This window comes from Janthinobacterium sp. FW305-129, from assembly GCF_020858115.1.
GTDB lineage: Bacteria > Pseudomonadota > Gammaproteobacteria > Burkholderiales > Burkholderiaceae_D > Janthinobacterium.
The window spans coordinates 368,299-387,877 of the sequence record NZ_JACYMM010000004.1 but is presented as its reverse complement, the minus strand read 5'-3'; the positions used below and the strand labels follow the sequence as shown (position 1 = coordinate 387,877).

Sequence of the window (19,579 nt, the reverse complement as noted above, 5' to 3'; positions counted from 1 at the left end):
AAGTAATCGAGACGCTACGGATGAGGCACTACGCCGCAGCGTGAGAGCACATGTGTGGGCACAGTTCAAGCATGCCACGATTGCAAGGAGCAAAGCAAATGCGAACCATTGTTATTTACTTCAATTTACAAATCTCTTGCACTTGTGGCCGTACAGCCTCATCCGATGACCTTTGCCCTGCCTTTGCGCTATCTTTACGTTAAGTCAGCAAGCCCTGCCCCCGCGCCAGTTTCAGCCAGCCCGGATATTCCGTCATCAACAAATCATACAGTTCCGCATCGCTGTGCTCGTCGGGCGAGCTGACGGAAAAGTAATTGGCATTGTCGACCAGGCGCCCCTGCAGTTCGTCGAGCTTTTCCAGAAACGGGAAGTCGGAATCGGCAAAGGCGGCGAGGAACTTGCTTTTCGACTTGCGCCCCTTGCCGATGCCCATGAATTGCCAGAAGATGGGCTCATTGCTGGCCCAGCGCAATTGCTTTTCCGTCGTCGCCTGGTCGCTGGTGCCGCCATCGGTCACGAACATCACGTACACGGGCAACTCGGCCGCGACGGGCCGCGTGCGCTCGCCGCCTGCCGCGTCCGGGAAATAAAAGGCGCGGATGGCCTGCATGGCGGCGCCATAGCGCGTGTCGCCTTCCAGCGGATGGCGCTGTATGGCCTGGCTCACGTAGGTATTGCAGTTGCTCAAGGCCATCGGCGCCGGATGGTGGACGTTCTTGCCAAAAAGAAAAACATCGATCTCGCCATCGTCGTCGAACTTGCAGCCCAAAGCCAGGATGCGCTCGGCAAAGCGCTGCACCAGCCCCTCTTTATATAGCCGTCCCATGGAACCGGAAATATCGAGGCACAGACACACCTTGGCGCGGTGGTCAAGCAGGCCCACTTTTTGCAGGGACACGCCCGCCTGCTTGACCAGGCTGACCAGTTGCGGCGCCTCGCGTTCGACGCGCTTTTCCAGGTTGATCTTTGCCTGCATGACGGCAGAGGCGGCTGCAGGCGCGGCAGGGGCAGCAGAAGCGGCCTGGTCGACTTCGCCGCCGAAGTGGCGCACCAGCGCATCGAGTCCCCCATTGAAACCTTGCCCCACGGCCATGCAGCGCCAGCCGCCATCCTTGCGGTAAATTTCTGCCAGCATGACGGCTTTTTCCTGTGCAAAATCAGACCCGGCAAAGGCAAAGCGGGCCAGCTCGCGCCCGCCCGCCTGCAGGCGCACGTGGCCGGCTTGCAGCTGCGACATCACGCCGCCGCCATCGATGGACGCCGTCACGACAAGGCGGTCGATGCCGGCCGGCAAGCGCGCCAGCTGCAAGGCAAACTCGGCCATGTCGCCACCGCTGCCCGCGCGCGCTTCCACGCCGCCGCACGGCGTGCGCGGCTGGTTGAAAAAGGTCATGTAGCGCTCGTCGGACAACTTGCCGGCCGCATCGAGGCCGAAACAGGCCACGTCGAGCGCCAGGCCCTGGGCGGCGACGCCGACCTGCAAGACGCCATCGGGAACGAGATTGGCCAGCGGCAAGCGCTGTCCCTTGGACAAGGTTTCCATCAGTATCTCCTAGGCGATATAGCGGCGCGGGTTATCGGCATTGCAATCATCTTCGTCTTCCTTGTCCTCGCCCTTGAAGACGACGGGACCGTTGAAGGCCAGTTGCAGGTTCTCGCCCTGCCAGCTCAGCCACGGCGTCGCTTCGCTGCCGGGCTCGGACGTCTTGCCGGACGGTTCCAGGATGATGCTGTCGGGCGTGACGCGCGCCATGCCGATCACATAGGTGTAGACGGAATCGTCGTCGGCCGCCTTGGAGAGGCGGAAATCAAAGTCGCACTCGACGATCTGCTGGCCATATTGCATCACCATCTTCGGCCGCATGGACGCGACCGAGACGGCGCCGTTGGCCACCGCCGAATACACGCTGAAGACGAGGCCCACCGTGCCGCCGTAATGTTGCGCCAGCGCAGGATTGACTTCCACTGTTTCCGTGGCCGGCTCCTTGCCCGCCGCGCCCGCCACGTCGCCCAGGTGGCGCACGAAAGGCATGCTGTCGAAGTTCCCGGCCGTGTCCGGCGCCTGGATGAAGCGCATCTGGCCGTTCGGCAAGAGGATGCCCACGCGCAGGTCGAGGTCGTCGTTATCGTCGTCGCCATCGCCGTTATCGACCCAGGTGGCCTTGACGGTGAGTTTGCTCGGCGCGCCCGCGCCCTTTTCCAGCGAGACCTTGTGCGTCTGCCCCGCCTTGGTCAGCGAAATTTTCGACAAGGAAATCTTCGCCGCCGCAGGCTCTGGCGCGGCCTCGGCCACTTCGCCGCCGAAATGGGCGACCAGCGCGTCCAGGCCGCCGTTAAAACCCTGGCCCACGGCCATGAAGCGCCAGCCGCCGTCCTTGCGGTAGAACTCGCCCAGCATGACGGCTTTTTCCTGTGCAAAATCAGGCCCGGCAAAGGCGAAGCGGGCCAGTTCGCGCCCGCCGTCCAGCAGGCGCAGGTAGCTGCTGCCCAGCTGCGCCATGGTGGCCGCGCCATCGATGGCGGCAGTGACGACGAGGCGCTCGATGGATGCAGGCAAACGGTCCAGCTGGTAGCTGAAGCCGGCCGCATCGCCGGACGGCGCCGAGGTTTCCACGCCGCCGCACGGCGTGCGCGGCTGGTTAAAGAACGTCATGTAGCGGTCGTCGGACAGTTTACCGGCGGCATCGAGGCCGAAACAGGCAAAGTCCAGCGCCACGCCGGCACTGGCGAGCCCCAGCTGCACGACATTGCCCGTGACGAGGCCGGACAGCGCCAGGCGCTGCCCCTTGATCAGGTTTTCCATGGGATTATGTATTCAGGTGTGGGAGCTTCGGACAACGGCTCAGGGCAAGGCGCGTCGTCCGAAGACAGTACGAATAGTACGGCGAGGCGGCGCAACGCCGCCATGGGCCGTTTTCCGGAGCTCTTAAGCGTTAATGCCGAACGAGCGGGCCAGAGGGCCCAGGCCGCCTTTGAAACCCTGGCCGATGGCCTTGAATTTCCATTCGCTGCCGGCACGGTAGATTTCGCCGAAGATCATGGCCGCTTCCGTCGAGCCGTCTTCCGACAAGTCGTAGCGGGCGATTTCCGTGCCGTTGTCGCCGTTCAGGCAACGGATGTAAGCCTTGCCCACCATGCCGAAGTTCTGCTTGCGGTTTTCCGCATCGTGGATGGTGACGGCCACGGCGATCTTGTCGATGTCGGCCGGCACGTTGGCCAGGTCGACGGCGATTTTCTCGTCGTCGCCATCGCCGCCACCGGTCGTGTTGTCGCCCGCGTGGACGATGGAACCGTCAGCCGACTTCAGATTGTTGTAAAAAATGAAATCAGCATCGGAACGAACCTTGCCGTCCGTTTTCAGCAGGAAGGCGCTGCCGTCCAGGTCGAAAGCGGCGCCATCGGTGGCGCGCGGATCCCAGCCCAGGCCAATCACGATTTTCTTCAAGCCGGGAGCTTCCTTGCTCAGGTTGACATTGCCGCCTTTTTGCAAACTGATCGCCATGGTAATTCCTCTTTAGTATTTAGTAATGAATGGGTTGCATCCGGTGTTTCAAGTCACGCCGCCGGCACGCCGGCTTGATGAGCCATGAGCCTACCATAAAGTTCCTGCTTGTCAGCCGCGCACTATTGAAAATAATGCCATGAGGAAAATACCGAACGGCTGTCCTAATGCGCAAAATGACGGATAATGCCGCTCGACAAAAATTTTCACCCCCATGAGCGACTTGAACCCGGGATGTCCTTGAACAAGATACAACTCGACTGCATTCCCGGCACCCTGTGCGACGAGCGTCTGTGGTCGCGCCTGGCGCCTGCCCTGGGCGACGCCTTTGATCTACGGCATGTGCCCTTGCACCAGGCGCGCACGCGCCCGCAGATGCAGCAGATGATCGCCAGCCACAGCGCTCCACAAGCCCACCTGGTGGGCTTTTCGCTGGGCGCCTACCTGGCGCTCGAACACGCGCTGGCGCACCCGCAGCGTGTGCGGTCTTTGACTTTGATCGCCAATTCGGTCCAAGGTTTGCTGCCGGCGGAAATCGAAGCGCGCCAGCGCATCGTCGCCATGCTCGAGCGCAATGCCTATGCGGGCATCACGCGCCAGCGCCTGCGCGAACTGCTGCACCCGTCACACCTGGACGATCCCGCCATCACGGGCCTGATCCGGCAAATGGGGCTGGACCTGGGCAAGGACGTGCTGCTGGCGCAATTTCTCACCACCATCGACCGTCCCGACCTGATGGCGCGCCTGCCGGAACTCGATTTCCCCGTGCTGATCGTGGGCGCCGAAGACGACAAGCTCGTCCATCCCGACGATTTGCGCGCCATGGCGGCCCGCCTGCCGCAGGCCACCCTGGCATTACTAAAAGACAACACCGGCCACATGATCCCATTGGAAGCGCCGGGCCCGCTGGCCGACGCCATGCGTGCGCATCTGGAGGCTGCCGGCAATTTCAACGATAATGACGGGCATCGGGCCCCGCCCCCACCTTTTTCACAGAACCAATGAGCTTACTGACCATCATCGTCGCCACCGACCAGCAAGGCGGCATCGGCATCAACAATACCTTGCCGTGGAAATTGCCGGAAGACCTCGCGCACTTCAAGCGTTTGACGACGGGCCACCCCATCCTCATGGGCCGCAAGACCTTCGATTCCATCGGCCGGCCGCTGCCGAACCGCCGCAACATCGTCATCACGCGCAATGCCGACTGGCGCCATGAAGGCGTGGAAGCGGTGCCGTCGGTGGAAGCGGCCATCGCCCTGCTGGACGGCGCCGAAGGCTATGTCATCGGCGGCGCCGAGATTTACCGGCAAGCATTGCCCCTGACACAGCGCTTGATCGTCACGGAAATCGGCCAGAGCTTTGATTGCGATGCGTTTTTCCCTGCCGTGGATCATGCCGTGTGGCAAGAAACCGCGCGCGAGGCGCATGTATCGGAGAAATCCGGCCTGCCTTACGCCTTTGTCACGCTGGAACGCAAAGCCTGATAAGGTTGATAGTTATTGACAGAATGTTGCTGTAATACCCCTGTCACACCCGTGCGTCACGCTAGCGCAAGCTTGTGAGGCTGAGGGCTGATATTTTTTTCCCGCAGACGCCGCATTTCTGCGAGAATCCCGTTCTTATTTTTTTTCTGCGGCTGCCGGGTTGTACGACCGCCTGACCGTCGCGCCCTAGTCCGCCCCTTCACATCTGTCAGGGGCGGCTTGCTTTTTTGGAGACATGCATGAAATTTCGTTTCCCCATCGTCATCATTGACGAGGATTTCCGTTCTGAAAATACGTCCGGCCTGGGCATTCGCGCCCTTGCCGCCGCAATGGAAAAAGAAGGCATGGAAGTGCTGGGCGTGACCAGCTACGGCGATTTGTCGCAATTTGCCCAACAACAATCGCGCGCATCGGCCTTCGTGCTGTCGATCGACGATGAAGAGTTCGGCGGCGGTTCCATCGAGGAAACCGATCATGCCTTGAAATCGCTGCGCGCCTTCGTCGAGGAAATCCGCTACAAGAACGCCGACATCCCGATTTATCTGTACGGCGAAACGCGCACCTCGCGCCACATCCCCAACGATATCCTGCGCGAACTGCATGGTTTCATCCACATGTTCGAAGATACGCCGGAATTCGTCGCGCGCCACATCATCCGCGAAGCGAAATCCTACCTGGACGGCCTGTCGCCGCCGTTCTTCCGCGCGCTGGTGCACTACGCCAACGACGGCTCCTACTCGTGGCACTGCCCCGGCCACTCGGGCGGCGTGGCGTTCCTGAAGTCGCCGATCGGCCAGATGTTCCACCAGTTCTTCGGTGAAAACATGCTGCGCGCCGACGTCTGCAACGCCGTCGAAGAACTGGGCCAGTTGCTCGACCATACGGGTCCCGTCGCCGCGTCCGAACGCAATGCGGCGCGCATCTTCAATGCCGACCATTGCTATTTCGTCACCAACGGCACCTCCACCTCGAACAAGATGGTGTGGCACTCGACCGTGGCGCCAGGCGACATCGTCGTCGTCGACCGCAATTGCCACAAGTCAATCTTGCACTCGATCATCATGTGCGGCGCGATTCCCGTGTTCCTGATGCCGACGCGCAATCACCTGGGCATCATCGGCCCCATCCCGCTGCACGAATTCACGCCGGAAAGCATTGCCCGCAAAATCGAGGCGAACCCGTTCGCGCGCGAAGCGAAAAACAAGAAGCCGCGCATTCTGACCATCACGCAATCGACCTACGATGGCGTGATCTACAACGTGGAAACCCTGCGCGAAATGCTGGACGGCAAGATCGACACCCTGCACTTCGACGAAGCATGGCTGCCGCACGCCACCTTCCACGATTTCTACAAGAATATGCACGCCATCGGCAAGGATCGTCCGCGCGCCAAGGAATCGATGATCTTCTCGACCCAGTCCACGCACAAATTGCTGGCCGGCCTGTCGCAGGCCTCGCAAATCCTCGTGCGCGAATCGGATACGGTCAAGCTGGACCAGGACGCCTTCAACGAGGCTTACCTGATGCACACCTCGACGTCGCCGCAGTATTCCATCATCGCCTCGTGCGACGTGGCCGCGGCCATGATGGAAGCGCCGGGCGGCACGGCCCTGGTGGAAGAATCGATCATGGAAGCGCTCGATTTCCGCCGCGCCATGAAGAAGATCGACCAGGAATGGGGCCAGGACTGGTGGTTCCAGGTGTGGGGCCCGTCCAGCTTCAACGACGAAGGCATGGGCCAGCAGGAAGACTGGATGATACGCGCCGAGGATGACTGGCACGGCTTCGGCGACCTGGCTCCCGGCTTCAACATGCTCGACCCGATCAAGGCGACCATCGTCAACCCTGGCCTGTCGCTGGACGGCCAGTTCGGCGACACGGGCATCCCTGCGTCCATCGTCACCAAATACCTGGCCGAGCACGGCGTCATCATTGAAAAATGCGGCCTGTATTCGTTCTTCATCATGTTTACCATCGGCATCACCAAGGGCCGCTGGAACACCTTGCTGACGGCCTTGCAGCAGTTCAAGGACGATTACGACAAGAACCAGCCGATGTGGCGCATCCTGCCGGAATTTGCGGCGGCCAACCCACGCTACGAAAAAATGGGCTTGCGCGACCTGTGCCAGCAAATCCACGATTTCTACAAGGCCTACGACGTGGCGCGCTTGACGACGGAAATGTATCTGTCGGACATGATCCCGGCCATGAAGCCGTCGGACGCGTTCGCCAAGATGGCGCACCGCGAAATCGAGCGCGTGGCCATCGACGAACTGGAAGGCCGCATCACGTCCATCCTGCTGACGCCGTATCCACCGGGCATCCCGCTCTTGATCCCGGGCGAGCGCTTCAACAAGACCATCGTCGACTACCTGCGCTTCGCGCGCGACTTCAACGAGCGCTTCCCCGGCTTCGAGACGGATGTGCATGGTCTCGTGAAACGCGAAGTCGATGGCAAGCGCGGTTACTTCGTCGACTGCGTCCGTCAGTAACGGTTCATCCAATCTACTGCGCGTCGCGACTTGCGGCCTGCGATGCTCACCGTACTAGAGTACGGTTGCGCTTCTCGGCCACAATTCGCTTCCGCTCGCTACGATTGGATGAACCGTCGTGATGTTCGTTGAACTTCATTAATAGCGCCGCCTAATGTGAGTCAGGCGGCGTTTTTCATTGTGTGCCTCCCGCGCACGCTTGCGCCAGATCAAACGGCTGGGGTATCGGGCTTCTAAGATGGGCGACTCGTGCCCTCGTGATGGCTGGCATATGACGCTCAAGGTGTGGCTGGAAATCGTGCAGCAGGCGGCGGCTGGCAGTGGCGCCTTGCTGATGGCGGCATTGAAGCAGGCTCAGGTAACTGTAGCCCGGCGGCACGATGGTGAAGAAGACGGCGCGGGCATCGTGCTGTTTGCCGAGGCCGATGCGGCGCTGCTGCAAGCGCTGCCGGCGCTGTGCGGCCATGCCCGCGTGCTGGCCATTGCCGCCTGCGGCCAGCCCCCCAGCTGCGCGCAACAGCGGGCCCTGATGGCCGCTGGCGCACGCGATGTGCTGCTGTGGCCAGCCGGCGGCGCCGATGCGGCCCCGGTGCTGGCGCGCCTGCAGCGCTGGCAAGCCGTGGCGCAGCTGCTGGCATCCAGCGCCGTGCGCCGGCAATTGGTGGGCGACAGCGCGGCCTGGACCACCTTGCTGCACCAGGTGGTGGAAATGGCCGCCTTCAGCCAGGCCTCCGTGCTGATCACGGGCGAGACGGGTACGGGCAAGGATTTATTGGCGCAACTGGTCCACCGCCTCGGCAACTGCAGCGGCGACTTCACCATTCTCGACTGCACCACCCTGTCGCCGGACCTGGCCGGCAGCGAACTGTTCGGCCATGAACGGGGCGCCTTTACGGGCGCATCTGGCGCGCGCGACGGCGCTTTCGCCCTGGCGGACGGCGGCGTGCTGTTTCTCGACGAAGTGGGCGAACTGCCGCTGCCCCTGCAGGCGCAGCTGCTGCGCGCCATCCAGGAGCGCAAATACAAGCGCGTGGGCGGCAATTCCTGGCAACCGACGCAATTTCGGCTCGTCTGCGCCACCAACCGCGAACTGGAAGACGAAGTGGCGCGCGGCGCCTTCCGCGCCGACCTGTACTACCGTATCGCCGGCTGGCGTTGCCAGGCGCCGCCCCTGCGCGAACGCCAGGACGATATCCTGCCCCTGGCCCGCCATTTCCTGGCCGAACTGGCGCAACGCCCCGCGCCGCCGCTGGACGCCGCCGTGCGCGAATATTTGCTGCTGCGCGACTATCCGGGCAATGTGCGCGAACTGCGCCAGACCGTCACGCGCATCTGGCACCGCCATTGCGGCCCCGGCCCCATCACCATCGGCGCCCTGCCCCCCGAAGAACGGCTGCTGGCGCCGCTGTGGCCCGACCAGCACTTCGAGGCGGCCGTGCGGCGCGCCCTGGCCCAGGGCTGCAAGCTGTCGCACATCACGCGCTGCGCCACCGACATGGCCATCCGCCTGGTGCTGGCCGATGAACACGGCAACAACCAGCGCGCCGCCGCCCGCCTGGGCGTGACGGACCGCGCCCTGCAGATACGCCGCAAGGCGGCTGCCTGCGCGACGCAAGCGGCTGCAGCCGCCTTGCCGGCCTCGCCAGCCGCGCTTTGATCTGCCTCAAGCCAGTCCCGCCAGCCGCAAAAAATTCCCCCCCGTGATCAGCGCCATATCCAGCGACGGCAAGCCCAGCAGCTCAATCTTGTGCAATTCCAGCCCCGGATGCAGCCAGGGGCCATCCGAGCCGAACAAGACCTTGTGCGGCCCCGCGCGCCGCACGGCCTGCCGCAGCAAGTCGAAACGGCGCACGCCGGAGCTGTCCGTGTAAATGTTCGCGTGACGAACCAGGTGATCGATCAGCGCCAGCTGGGCCGCCCAGTCGTCGGCGAAGCTGCCCAGGTGAGGCAGGATGAAGTTGACGTCGGGATACTGCTGCGCCAGCAGTTCGGCCACGGCCACTTCGCCGGCCGGGTCGTACAGCACGGGCAAGCCGAAGAAGCGGGCCGCGTCGCACACTTCGCCGCTGATGCGCGCATCGAACCGGTGCGCCTTGATGCCGACAAAGCCATAGCGCTCGACGGCCGTGCGCAGCAAGTCCTGGATGCGGCCCCGGTCGCGCCGCGCATGCACGAAGGCAAAGCCGTAAAAACGCCGGGGATCGGCAGCGACCAGGCGCGCCACGCCGTGGTTGGCAATCGCGTAATCGGAGTGAAATGTAGCGAACAGCACGCTGCGGGCGATGCCGGCCGCCTGGGCGCGGCGCAAATAAGCATCGAGCGGCGCATCGCTGTCCCACGGCCCGCTCAAGCCGTCGCCGGGACCGGCGTGGCAGTGGCTATCGATGACCAGCGCCATGGCCGCCTCCCTGCGCTCAGTTCCAGTCGCCCATAACGACGATGCGGTTGCCGCGCCGGCGCCAGCGCCCGCTTTCCTCCTCCTGCTGCGGCGCAGGCGAGCGGAAATGCGGCAATTGCTGGTGCAGGGCCCGCGTCAGCGCGCTTTCCACGGCGCGCGCACTGCCATCGCCGTCGGCCGCCAGGCGGGCCGCCTGTCCCGCGATGCGCACGAAACGACGCGCCATCTCCAGTTCGCGGTCGGCCGGCGCCTCGGCTGCCATTTCCAGCTCCAGCGCATTGCTGGCCGCGCGCCCCAGGGCCGAACCGAGCGCCGTGCCCACGCCCGGTATCGGGATCATCGAGCCGAGGGCGCCGCCGACAAAGGGCAAGGCCGTCTTGGCCACGGCCTTCAAGGCCCCGCCCAGGGGCTTGGCCACCTTGGCGATGGTGGAACCCACCTTCTTGACGCCCTTCCACACGCTCTTGAAGACATTGCCGAGAAACTGCTCGAGTTCCTCCTCGCTGGCCACTTCCAGCAATTCCATGGCCAGCTGCAATTCCTCCTCTTCGCCGAAGACGGCCGGCGCCGTGCCCTTGCCGGGCCAGTCCCGGCCGAATTCCAGCACTTCAAACGCGGCGCCGGCCCGTTGCCGGCATTGCGCGCATGCGCATTCGAGTTGGTGCATGATGCTCTCCTTCGCAGTTATCAAGGTGCTATCGTCAACTCCACATTTCACCGAGCACGGCCAGTTCCAGTTCGCGCCGCTGGTTGGTCAGCACGCCGCGCTGGTTGGCAAACATGTCGTCGTGGATGCGCTGCTCGATGCGCCGCCGCTGCGCCGCCGAGGACAGGGGCGCCACATACACCTGGTGCCCGCTCAGGTCCACGCCCATCATCTGGCCGCACAGCCGGTGCTGCAGCAAACGCCGGTGCAGATCGTCCGTCTGGCCGCTGTAGGCGCGGCGCCGCCCGCCCGCATCGAATTCGATCACGTACATGCCCGGCCCCCGGCCATTCGGGTCGAGCAGGGCATTGGCCAGCGTCCCCAGCGCCAGGTAATTCAGGGCGGCCGCTTCCGGCACCCGGCCCATGGTGCCGGCCAGGGTGGGCGGGATCTCGCCCTGCTGCTGGCCGTCGTCCTGCCCCTGGTCCGCCCCCTGGTCCAGCCCCTGGTCCGCATCCGGCTCCTGCTGGTCGCCAAAAGCCGGTTCCGCCACGGGATAGGGCGCGGGATACAGCGTGGGATAAATGGCGGGATAGCCGCCCCAGCCCCGGTAGCGCGGCGGCAGATAGGGCAAGGGCTGGGCAGCATAGCGGGGCGGCCGGCGGCCCTGCCCCTGGTAGCGCGGCGGCGCGGGACGGCGCTGTCCGCGCAAGGGCGGCCGCGCGCGCAGCCCGCCGCCGCGCATGGCGCCGCGAGCGCTACCGGGACGCGGGCGTTCGCCCTCCCATTCGGCCTCGGCTTCGTCCTCCCCTTGCCATTCCTGCGACCACTCCTGCGACCATTCCCCCAGCCACTCCTGCTCGCCGGCCCCTGTTGGCTGCCCCGCAAAGGGCAGCATTTCAAACGCTTCGTTCATATCGCCTCCTCGTGTGATGTTCAAGCAAGTCCATTGCCTGTTGCAGTTGCCCGGGCGTCTGGTCGGCCCGCAGCAGAAAAGTCAGCGCCCCGGGACCTTCCCCCGCTTGCGCCAGCGCCAGCACGCCCGCCGCGCGCAAGGCTGGCTGCAAGTGGGCGCGTCCGGGCAGGCGCTGCACGGGGAAACTGCCGCCCCGGCAAGCGATGCCGGCCGCCGCCATCCCGCTGCGCCATTGCGCCACCCTGTCCGCCAGCCTGGCGCGCAGGACGTCGCCGTGCCGCGCATTGAGCACCAGCGCCCGCCGCGCCGCCGCCAGCACGGCGGCCGAGGGCGGGCTGGCATGCACGCGCGTCTGGCTGTGCGCTTCGAAGCGCCGCAGCAGGGCGCCGCTGCCTGCCAGCACGGCCAGCGGCACGCCAAAACCCTTGGCCAGCGAGGCGCCGACGATCAGGTGGCCGCCCGCCTTGTCGTAGCCGCCCGGCAAGCGATGCAGCCGCGCCGAGCCGCCGCCGGACGCGCCCATCACGCCCAGCACCTGTGTATCGTCCAGCAACAGGTAGCCGCCCCCATGGCGCGCCAGGGCCGCATAGGCGGCCAGCGGCAAGGCCTGCTCGCTGCCCGGCACATAGCCATCGGCCAGGATCAAGGGACGCCGCCCTTGCCTGCCCCAGGCCGCCACCAGGCGCCGCAATGTTCCCATCTCGCCGCTGGGAAACAAACGCAGCGGCAAGCCCAGCGCCCGCGCCCGCTCGGCGCCCCAGCGGGCGATGGCGTAGCTGCCGCCATCGATGAGGATCACGAGCCGCTCGGCAGCCAGCATGCCGAACAGGTCCCAGAACAGGTGCAGGGTCGACGGCAGCACGCAGGCGGCCTCGCAACCTTGCAGCACCGCCAGGCTTGCTGCCAGCGCCTGCGCGCCCGGCGGCTCGCGCAGCGCCGCCGGCTGGCCCAGGCTCAAGCTGCTCCATGGCGCCAGCGCGGCCGCCGGATGGCGCATGCCCAGGTACAGGGCACTGGTAAAGTCGAGCATGCACGCGCCCCGCCCCCGCCCTAGACGCTGCGCAGCTGCTGGCTCAGGCGCTGGCGCAGCAACACCGAGGGCATCGTCGCTTCGACCACCGGGTCGCTGCTGTCGACGGACAAATCCACCCCGGTGGCGGCGCGGTAGCCGTGGATATAGCCCTGCACTTGCGGACGCCAGAAACGCGCCCAGTTGAAGGCTTGCGTGGGTTCATAGATATCGCTCCAGTTGCCGTAGCGCACGGAGAGCAGCAATTGCTCGCCAAAGATGGCCAGGTTGCGGAAATGCATCACGCTCGTATCGGTCCAGCCTTGCAGTTTCTTCATGGCATCAACGCGATCCATCCACGGTTCCGGATACGCCACCATCACGCGCGTGGGCAAAAATTCGCGGAACTCGGGCCGCGCCAGCATCCATTGCTGCATCAGCATCTCGATGCGCGCCGTCGACGGCAAGTCGCCGAACTGGTTGTGCGCGCCCTGCGACAGGATCAGGTGGATTTCCTTCAAGGCATTCAGCACGGGGAAGGCATCCGCCTTGACGGTGGTGTCGTCATCCTGCTTGTAGAACGAGGTCAGCAGGCGCAGCAAATGGTGGAACGCTTCGAGGAATTTCGAGCGGCTGTCGGCCGGCCGGAAATGCTGCACCGCCTTGCCATCGAGACGCACGCCGTAATGGTGGTCGTACTCGTAATTGCGGCGCACCACGGTCAGCCGGTGCTGCTCATCTTGCGTGTATCCCCACAGCAAGTTGTTCAGGGGACGCAGCATGTCGATTTCCGTGTTTGACAGGGGATCGAGGCCACCGCCGGACGCGCGCAGGTTCTGGAAGCGCTGCGTGATGGCATTCATGGTTTGCACCAGCATGCCTTCTTCATGCCAGTACGACCAGATCAGTTCCAGCAGACAAGGATTGGCCAGCTTTTCCTGGATGATGCCAAAGCACAGGTCGACTTCGCCCTCCTGGCCGCGTGGGATGCTGATGGGGATGTCGGGCAGCTTGCGGCGGATCACGGCCAGGTAGGGCAAGGTCTGGAAGCCGTCGATGTTTTCCAGGTAATCGTTACGCAGCACGGTTTCCAGGTCGCGCCCCTGGGGAATGTCGCGCCGGTCCAGGTAGGCATTGTCCTCGGCCGGATTGAAGGCCAGCGGCTGGTTCAGCACGCCGCAATTGACCATCACGAACGCTTCCGTCGCCACTTTCAGCACGCGGTAGGAATCCGAATCCGAGAATGGCAGCGCGCGGCGCTGCTTGAGCTGCTGGAACATGTCGGCCTTCTTGACGAAGCGTTCCTGCTCGAAGCCGCGCACATTCGCGAGGTCGCCGCAAAACAGGCTGTCCATGAAATGCAGGTAATTCGTAAACGACATCGCCTCGGTGCTGTTGCGTATCAGGGTCCACAGCGGCAAGTCTTCCGTCGGTTCCGTTTCCGTGCGCGTCAGCGACACGCCCACATTGCCGGAGATGGGCTGCGGCTGGCGCTCTTCCGTCTCGTATTCCGCGTCCACGGCCAGCATGGCGTTCGGGCTCAGTCCCTCGGGCACGGGCAAGGCGCTGCGCAGTTCCGGCCGCTGCGCCAACATCATCTGCGCCGCGAAACGGTGCATGCCAGCGCGCCGCACGGGCGTGGAAAACGCGTTCGGCGTGCCGCGCAGGGGCACCCACGGCGAGGCGGCCAGGACCTGCACCAGGTCGCGTCCATCGGCGCTTTGATCGCCGTCAAACGAGACGCTGGCCACGGCGCGGTCGCCCACCCTGCCGAAATTGCAATCGCTGGGCTGGCATTCGGGCGTCTCGAATGCCAGCCCCACCTGCGGATTGAGGTGGGGCTTGAAGCACAGCACGGCGCTGCAGCCTGCCTGCACCGTCACGCACTGGGGCGCGGTGGTGGGGAAATTGCCGTACACCCCCACGTAGCTGCCCGTCGCCAGGTCGGAAAACACGGTGCAGCCACGGCCATCCGTCCAGCGCACGCCCACCAGCATGGCGGGATCGGCCACCCAGGTGACGGGATCGAAATTATGGCAATCCGCGTCAAGCCCCCGGTACAGGCTGACGGCGGCATTGACGACCATGACCCCGCTATCCTGTTCGTGTACGGTCACGGCGATGCTGCCGTCGCGGTGTATCGGGCCAGCCTGGCCCGCCCCCCTGCTCTTGCCACCCATCTTGCTGCTGATCTTGCTGCTCATGTCATTCTCCTCAATGGATAATCAAACGGGATGCCAGGGGCGCTACCGCCCTGCCGGGCCGGCGGCCATGCCGCACGACGTCGGCGCACAGCTCCGACGTGTCCAGGGTGCTGCGCAGGGCCCAGTGGGTCAGCAGGCGTCCCAGCAGCTCGCTTTCGTCTTCCGGACTCAGGCTGCCGCTGGCGCGCGCCTGGCCCAGCACGGCGAACACCAGGGTCGGCGCGGCCGCGTACATCTGCCCCGGCGCCAGGTTCCAGCTGCGAAACAGCCGCGCCAGCATGGCCGGTTGGCGCGTGTGCACGGCCATCGCCTCGGCCAGCGAGCCGCCGCGCAAGGCCGGCGGGCGGTGCTGCACCAGCAAGCCCACGAGGGCCGCCATGCTGGCCTGCAGCTGCTCCAGCAGGCGCTGGCGGGCCGGCGGCAAGCCGGTCAGCGGGTAGTACGACAGCCACAGCTGCTCCAGCCGGCTCCATTGCGGATGCGGATACAAGGCCCGTCCCATGGCGCAGCTCAGGCGTACCCGCAGCCAGGGCACCGGATGGGGATCGTCGATATTGAGACGGAAGACAAACACGCGCGGCAGGCTGACCACGCCGATCAGGCCCAGGGTGGCAGCCACGCCGACCCGCGCCAGCGACCAGAAATCGGCCACGATTTCGGAAATCCACCGCTCCCACAGCTGCCACACGTGCACCAGGCCGCTGCCGCCATGCTGCATGGCTTGCAGCATGGGCCGCAGGGACGCCACCAGGTCCAGCAGGGCCGCGCCCTGGTGGCCCACCTCGTGCACCAGCGACGAGGCGATGCTGCTGCCGATCATGCGTTCGCGCGGCAGGCGGATGATGGCGACGGGATTGTCGCCGCCGCCCGGCAGGCGCGTGCGCGCGCGGCGGATGGCGGCACCCGGCCCCCGGTCCAGGTAGCAGATCACGGGCGGCGCCTGGTACACATTGCCGGGCAGCGCCAGCGCGTCGGCGGCGACGATGTCGAGGCCGGCCAGCCACACGCCCGTCTTGTGCTCGCTGCGCTGCGTGATGACTTCGTTGAACAGGTCGAACTGGGTCAGCGCGGCGTTGAATTTCAGGCGCAGGAAGGTGAAGCGGCGCTGCGCCTCGGCGGCGGTGGCCATGCTGGCGCCATCGGCCGCTTCGCGCCGCAGCCAGGCCTGGAACTGGGCCACCATGCGCCGCAATTCGCGCCGGCCCTGCACCAGCTGGCTTTCGATGGCCGACTGGGCGCTGGGCATCAGGGCCGCTGCCAGCACCGTCGGCTCGATCAGCGCAAACGGCTCCAGCCGCGCCAGCCGCGTCAGCAGCGAGCGCGCCTCCTGTGCCAGCATCCAGGCGGCGTAAGCGCCGATGGCCATGATGTCAGACGCCGTACAGGACGATTTTGTGGCCTTGCCGCGCCCAGCGCCCGCTGGACGGACGCATGCCGGCCTGGCTGCGCGCGGCGCCCGGCGCCTGGCTGCCCGCGCCGCTGCCATTCTGCACCGCGACCTGGCCGCCGGGACGGCCCAGCAAGCCGGGCGCGAACTGGCGCGCCGCCGCGCTGGCCGCCGCCTGGGCGATGGCGCGCGGGTCGCCCGCACCGCGCGCTTGCGCGGCGCGGTTGACGGTATCGGCGGCCAGGCGCACGAACTGCTTGGCGCCCTCGAATTCGCGGTCTTCATTCGACGACGCCTCTCCTTCCAGCCCCAGCGCGCTGCCGGCCGCCGAAGCGAGGCCGCTGCCGATCTTGGCTCCCAGCGGGCCGCCGAAATAGCCGCCGATGGCGCCGCCGGCCAGGGGAATCGCCTTCTTCGCCACGCCCTTGAGCACGCCACCGATGGCTTGTCCCACGGGCGACTTGATGATGCCGCCCGCCACGGAGGCGGCCTTGCGCAGGAAATTGCCAAGAAACTGTTCCAGTTCGGCTTCATTGCTGACCGACAGCAGTTCATTGGCAAGTTCCATCTCCTCGGCTTCGGAAAACATCGCGTTTGAGCCGCCCTCGCCGCTCCACTCGCCCTGGCCGAACTCGAACTGCTCCGCTTCAAAGCCGGACATCTCCTGCCCGTATTCCAGGGTCGTACGATCTAAGTCATGCATGATGAGCTCCTCAAAGTTAGCACCTCGGTTGACACTACAGTGCCGGACGAACTGGCCGTCCGGCTAACAATCGAGCACGACGATGTGCCCGCCCTCGCGGCGCCAGCGGCCAGCGTCCCGTCCCGGCGTTTGCGCCGCCTGCCTGAGCAAGCCTGGCGCCACGCTGCGCGCCACTTGCAGCAGGGCAGTTTCCACCCGCGCCCCGGGCGCGCGCCGGTCCATGCCGTCTTGCGCCAGTGCCGTATTGACGGCGTCGATCAGATGCACGACCTGGCGCGCCAGTTCGAATTCCTTGTCTTCCGGGCTCAATCCTTCCAGTTCCATGCCGAAGATGCCTGCCGCGCGCCGCTTGAGCGCCTGCGGCGAACCGCCGTGCAGCGGCAGCAGGGGCGCCACCACCTTGCCCAGCAGCTGGCGCAGCGGCCCTTCCAGCAGCGTGCCGCGCACCTGCTGGCCCGCCGCCGTGGCGCCCAGCTGGCGCGCCAGGAAAGCATCGAACTGGGCCGGCCCCTGCAATTCCAGCAAGTGCGCCGCCAGGGCCAGCTCATCTTCCTGCTGCAGGGGCGGCGTGGCCGGTGCGTCGGGTAATTCCATTTCGGGACGATAGGCAAGCAGGCGGCTGGTCATGACAGGCTCCGGAGAAGTCGGGCCAGTGGCCCATGCCTCCCTTACGCAAGGGTCATGCCAGCCATACGCCAAGGGGAAAGAACGGCGCCAGCGGCGAACGGCGTTTCGCCGATAGCGTAAAAACCACCGTTGCCGGCGAAGCGGGTTTCGTTGTCAAGATGAGCTTTCAAACAAGCTTAATTGGCAGGAATGATTACGTGGCCTATCCGCCACAGTGACCGCGGCCGGCAAAAAATATTTTCCATTTTCAAAAAAACAAACTTCGTCCTACCTCGCCGAAAATACCGCCAACGCCACCTCAACGCACAGCAAAAATAAACGTGGCCAACACGCAAATAGTTAATTGGAAACAGGATTTTGGTAGGCAAGCCCTACAATTAGCGGGCCAGAATTTGATTGCCTGAAAGAAACTAAATGACTGACCCTACTTTGCGCCGCTTGCTGGCCATTACCTTGCTCAGCCTGCTTTCCGCCTGCGGCGGTGGCGGCGACAGCAAGACCGGCTCCACCCCGAATCCGGACATATCGGCCGTCCCGCCAGCGACCACCGCCCCCGGCACCGCGCCAGGCGATACCATTCCGCCGCCGCCCCTGACCACGCCGCCGGCGAATCAGACGGCCACCTTCTCGCGCCAGGAAGCGTCGCGTTTCCTGGGCCGCGCCACGTTCGGACCGGACATGGCGGCCATCGATGCGCTGGCCGCCAGCGATAGCGACGCCTGGTTCCGCGCGCAGTTTTCCAAGCCGCAAACCTTGCACCGCAAATATATCGACGCCAAATATCCCGCAGCGGGCGCGGCGGCGACCCAGGCCAGGCCGAACGACTTCTATGAATCGTTCTGGCAGCAGGCCGTGCGCGGCGACGACCAGTTGCGCCAGCGCGTGGCCTTTGCCTTGTCGGAAATCTTCGTCGTTTCCACGCAAAACGAGGCCGTGTGGCCGCAAACGCGGGGTGTCGCCAGCTACTACGATATGCTGGGGCAACATGCGTTCGGCAACTTCCGCACCCTGCTGCAAGGCGTGGCCACCCATCCGATGATGGGGCTGTATCTGTCGCACCTGCGCAACCAGAAGGAATCGGCCACGCGCACGCCCGACGAGAATTTCGCGCGCGAGGTGATGCAGCTGTTTACCATCGGCCTGTACCAGCTGAATGCGGATGGGTCATTGAAATTGTCCGGCGGCAAACCCATCGACACCTACACGCGCGACGATGTGAGCGGACTGGCGAAAGTGTTTACGGGCTGGAGCTGGGCCGGGCCGGACCAGGCCGCGAACCGTTTTTTTGGCAGCGTGGCCGATCCGGACCGCGACTGGAAGCAGATGCAGCTCTATGCGGCGTATCACTCGACCAGCGAAAAACGCTTTCTGGGCGTCAGCGCGGCGGGTGCGGCCGGCGGCGAAGCGGACATGGCGCTGGCCCTCGACACCCTGTTCAACCATCCGAACGCGGGCCCCTTCTTTGGCCGCCAGCTGATCCAGCGCTTAGTGACCAGCAATCCCGGCCCCGCCTACGTGGGCCGGGTCGCGGCCGCCTTTGCCAACAATGGTTCGGGCGTGCGCGGCGACATGCAGGCCGTGATCCGCGCCGTGCTGCTCGATCCCGAAGCGCTGGCGCCTGCCGGCAGCAGCTTGCGCACGGGCAAATTGCGCGAACCACTGGTGCGCCTGGGTAACTGGATGCGCGCGTTTCACGCCAGGGATGCCGCCTTGCAGTACCGCATCTATTACCTGAGCGATCCGCTGGCGGGACTGGGCCAGAATCCCATGAACGCGCCGTCCGTCTTCAACTACTTCCGCCCCTCGTACGTGCCGCCCAATTCGGCGCTGGCCACGGCGGGCCTGGTGGCGCCGGAAATGCAGATCACGTCGGAGCCGTCCGTCACCGGCTACCTGAACTTCATGCAGGATGCCATCAGCGGCGGCGTGGCGGAAAACCGCGCCGTGCGGGCCGATTACTCGGCCGAACTGGCCCTCGCCGACCAGCCGGCCGCCTTGCTGGACCGGGTCAACTTGCTGTTGATGTCCGGCAATATGTCGTCCCGGCTGCGCGCCAAAATCCTGTCAGCCGTCACGAGCATCGCGATTCCCGCCGCCAGCGGCAGCAATGCCGCGCAAGTGACGACGGCGAAAACCTACCGCGTGCACCTGGCCATTTTCCTGGCCATCGCATCGCCTGAATACCTGGTTCAAAAATAAGGAAGCTGC

At 65.0% G+C, this 19,579-nt stretch carries 16 protein-coding genes; 5 read left to right on the top strand and 11 right to left on the bottom strand.

Annotated features, from left to right (window positions below; translation table 11 throughout):
* Window positions 1-199 precede the first annotated feature (199 nt).
* The 3 genes from IGS61_RS10660 to IGS61_RS10650 form a co-directional block, all read right to left on the bottom strand.
* Window positions 200-1,543, bottom strand: coding sequence for a VWA domain-containing protein (locus tag IGS61_RS10660; RefSeq protein WP_230539556.1), 1,344 nt, complete (start codon window positions 1,541-1,543; stop codon window positions 200-202).
* A 9-nt stretch (window positions 1,544-1,552) separates the two neighbouring features.
* Window positions 1,553-2,803, bottom strand: a complete 1,251-nt coding sequence (locus IGS61_RS10655) for a TerD family protein (RefSeq protein WP_230539555.1) — start codon at window positions 2,801-2,803, stop codon at window positions 1,553-1,555.
* Window positions 2,804-2,926: 123 nt separating this feature from the next.
* On the bottom strand, window positions 2,927-3,502 hold the full coding sequence (locus tag IGS61_RS10650; protein WP_230539554.1) for a TerD family protein: 576 nt from the start codon (window positions 3,500-3,502) through the stop codon (window positions 2,927-2,929).
* Window positions 3,503-3,742: 240 nt separating this feature from the next.
* Here IGS61_RS10650 and IGS61_RS10645 point away from each other — a divergent pair, with 240 nt between their 5' ends.
* The 4 genes from IGS61_RS10645 (at window position 3,743) to IGS61_RS10630 (ending at window position 9,138) form a co-directional block, all read left to right on the top strand.
* The gene (locus IGS61_RS10645; RefSeq protein ID WP_442908051.1) at window positions 3,743-4,507 is read left to right on the top strand and encodes an alpha/beta fold hydrolase; all 765 of its coding nucleotides are present in this window, start codon (window positions 3,743-3,745) and stop codon (window positions 4,505-4,507) included.
* A complete protein-coding gene (locus IGS61_RS10640; RefSeq protein ID WP_230539552.1) occupies window positions 4,504-4,989 on the top strand; it encodes a dihydrofolate reductase in 486 nt (161 codons plus the stop codon). Before IGS61_RS10645 ends, IGS61_RS10640 begins: the two co-directional genes overlap by 4 nt.
* A 239-nt stretch (window positions 4,990-5,228) precedes the next feature.
* Complete coding sequence (locus IGS61_RS10635) at window positions 5,229-7,481, top strand: arginine/lysine/ornithine decarboxylase (RefSeq protein WP_230539551.1); 2,253 nt, start codon at window positions 5,229-5,231, stop codon at window positions 7,479-7,481.
* A 271-nt stretch (window positions 7,482-7,752) separates the two neighbouring features.
* On the top strand, window positions 7,753-9,138 hold the full coding sequence (locus IGS61_RS10630; RefSeq protein WP_230539550.1) for a sigma-54-dependent transcriptional regulator: 1,386 nt from the start codon (window positions 7,753-7,755) through the stop codon (window positions 9,136-9,138).
* Window positions 9,139-9,144: 6 nt separating this feature from the next.
* Here the strand turns inward: IGS61_RS10630 and IGS61_RS10625 are convergent, their stop codons facing one another.
* The 8 genes from IGS61_RS10625 to IGS61_RS10590 all read right to left on the bottom strand — a co-directional run bounded on the left by IGS61_RS10625 (window position 9,145) and on the right by IGS61_RS10590 (window position 17,371).
* Complete coding sequence (locus tag IGS61_RS10625) at window positions 9,145-9,879, bottom strand: amidohydrolase family protein (RefSeq protein WP_230539549.1); 735 nt, start codon at window positions 9,877-9,879, stop codon at window positions 9,145-9,147.
* A gap of 16 nt (window positions 9,880-9,895) precedes the next feature.
* Window positions 9,896-10,546, bottom strand: coding sequence for a hypothetical protein (locus IGS61_RS10620; RefSeq protein ID WP_230539548.1), 651 nt, complete (start codon window positions 10,544-10,546; stop codon window positions 9,896-9,898).
* A 34-nt stretch (window positions 10,547-10,580) separates the two neighbouring features.
* On the bottom strand, window positions 10,581-11,441 hold the full coding sequence (locus IGS61_RS10615) for a hypothetical protein (RefSeq protein WP_230539547.1): 861 nt from the start codon (window positions 11,439-11,441) through the stop codon (window positions 10,581-10,583).
* Window positions 11,425-12,471, bottom strand: a complete 1,047-nt coding sequence (locus IGS61_RS10610; protein ID WP_230539546.1) for a hypothetical protein — start codon at window positions 12,469-12,471, stop codon at window positions 11,425-11,427. Before IGS61_RS10610 ends, IGS61_RS10615 begins: the two co-directional genes overlap by 17 nt.
* Window positions 12,472-12,491: 20 nt before the next feature.
* Window positions 12,492-14,654 (bottom strand): 8-amino-7-oxononanoate synthase, encoded by a 2,163-nt coding sequence (locus IGS61_RS10605; RefSeq protein ID WP_230539545.1) that lies wholly within the window; start codon window positions 14,652-14,654, stop codon window positions 12,492-12,494.
* Between the two features lie 10 nt (window positions 14,655-14,664).
* A complete protein-coding gene (locus tag IGS61_RS10600; protein ID WP_230539544.1) occupies window positions 14,665-16,020 on the bottom strand; it encodes a hypothetical protein in 1,356 nt (451 codons plus the stop codon).
* Between the two features lie 4 nt (window positions 16,021-16,024).
* On the bottom strand, window positions 16,025-16,744 hold the full coding sequence (locus tag IGS61_RS10595) for a hypothetical protein (protein WP_230539543.1): 720 nt from the start codon (window positions 16,742-16,744) through the stop codon (window positions 16,025-16,027).
* A 63-nt stretch (window positions 16,745-16,807) separates the two neighbouring features.
* Window positions 16,808-17,371: a hypothetical protein gene (locus IGS61_RS10590; protein ID WP_230539542.1), complete on the bottom strand. Its 564-nt coding sequence runs from the start codon at window positions 17,369-17,371 to the stop codon at window positions 16,808-16,810.
* Between the two features lie 414 nt (window positions 17,372-17,785).
* On the opposite strand from IGS61_RS10590, the gene IGS61_RS10585 reads away from it, so the two are divergent.
* Entirely contained in the window at window positions 17,786-19,570 is a 1,785-nt protein-coding gene (locus IGS61_RS10585) for a DUF1800 domain-containing protein (RefSeq protein ID WP_230539541.1), read from the top strand.
* The last annotated feature ends 9 nt before the right edge of the window (window positions 19,571-19,579 follow it).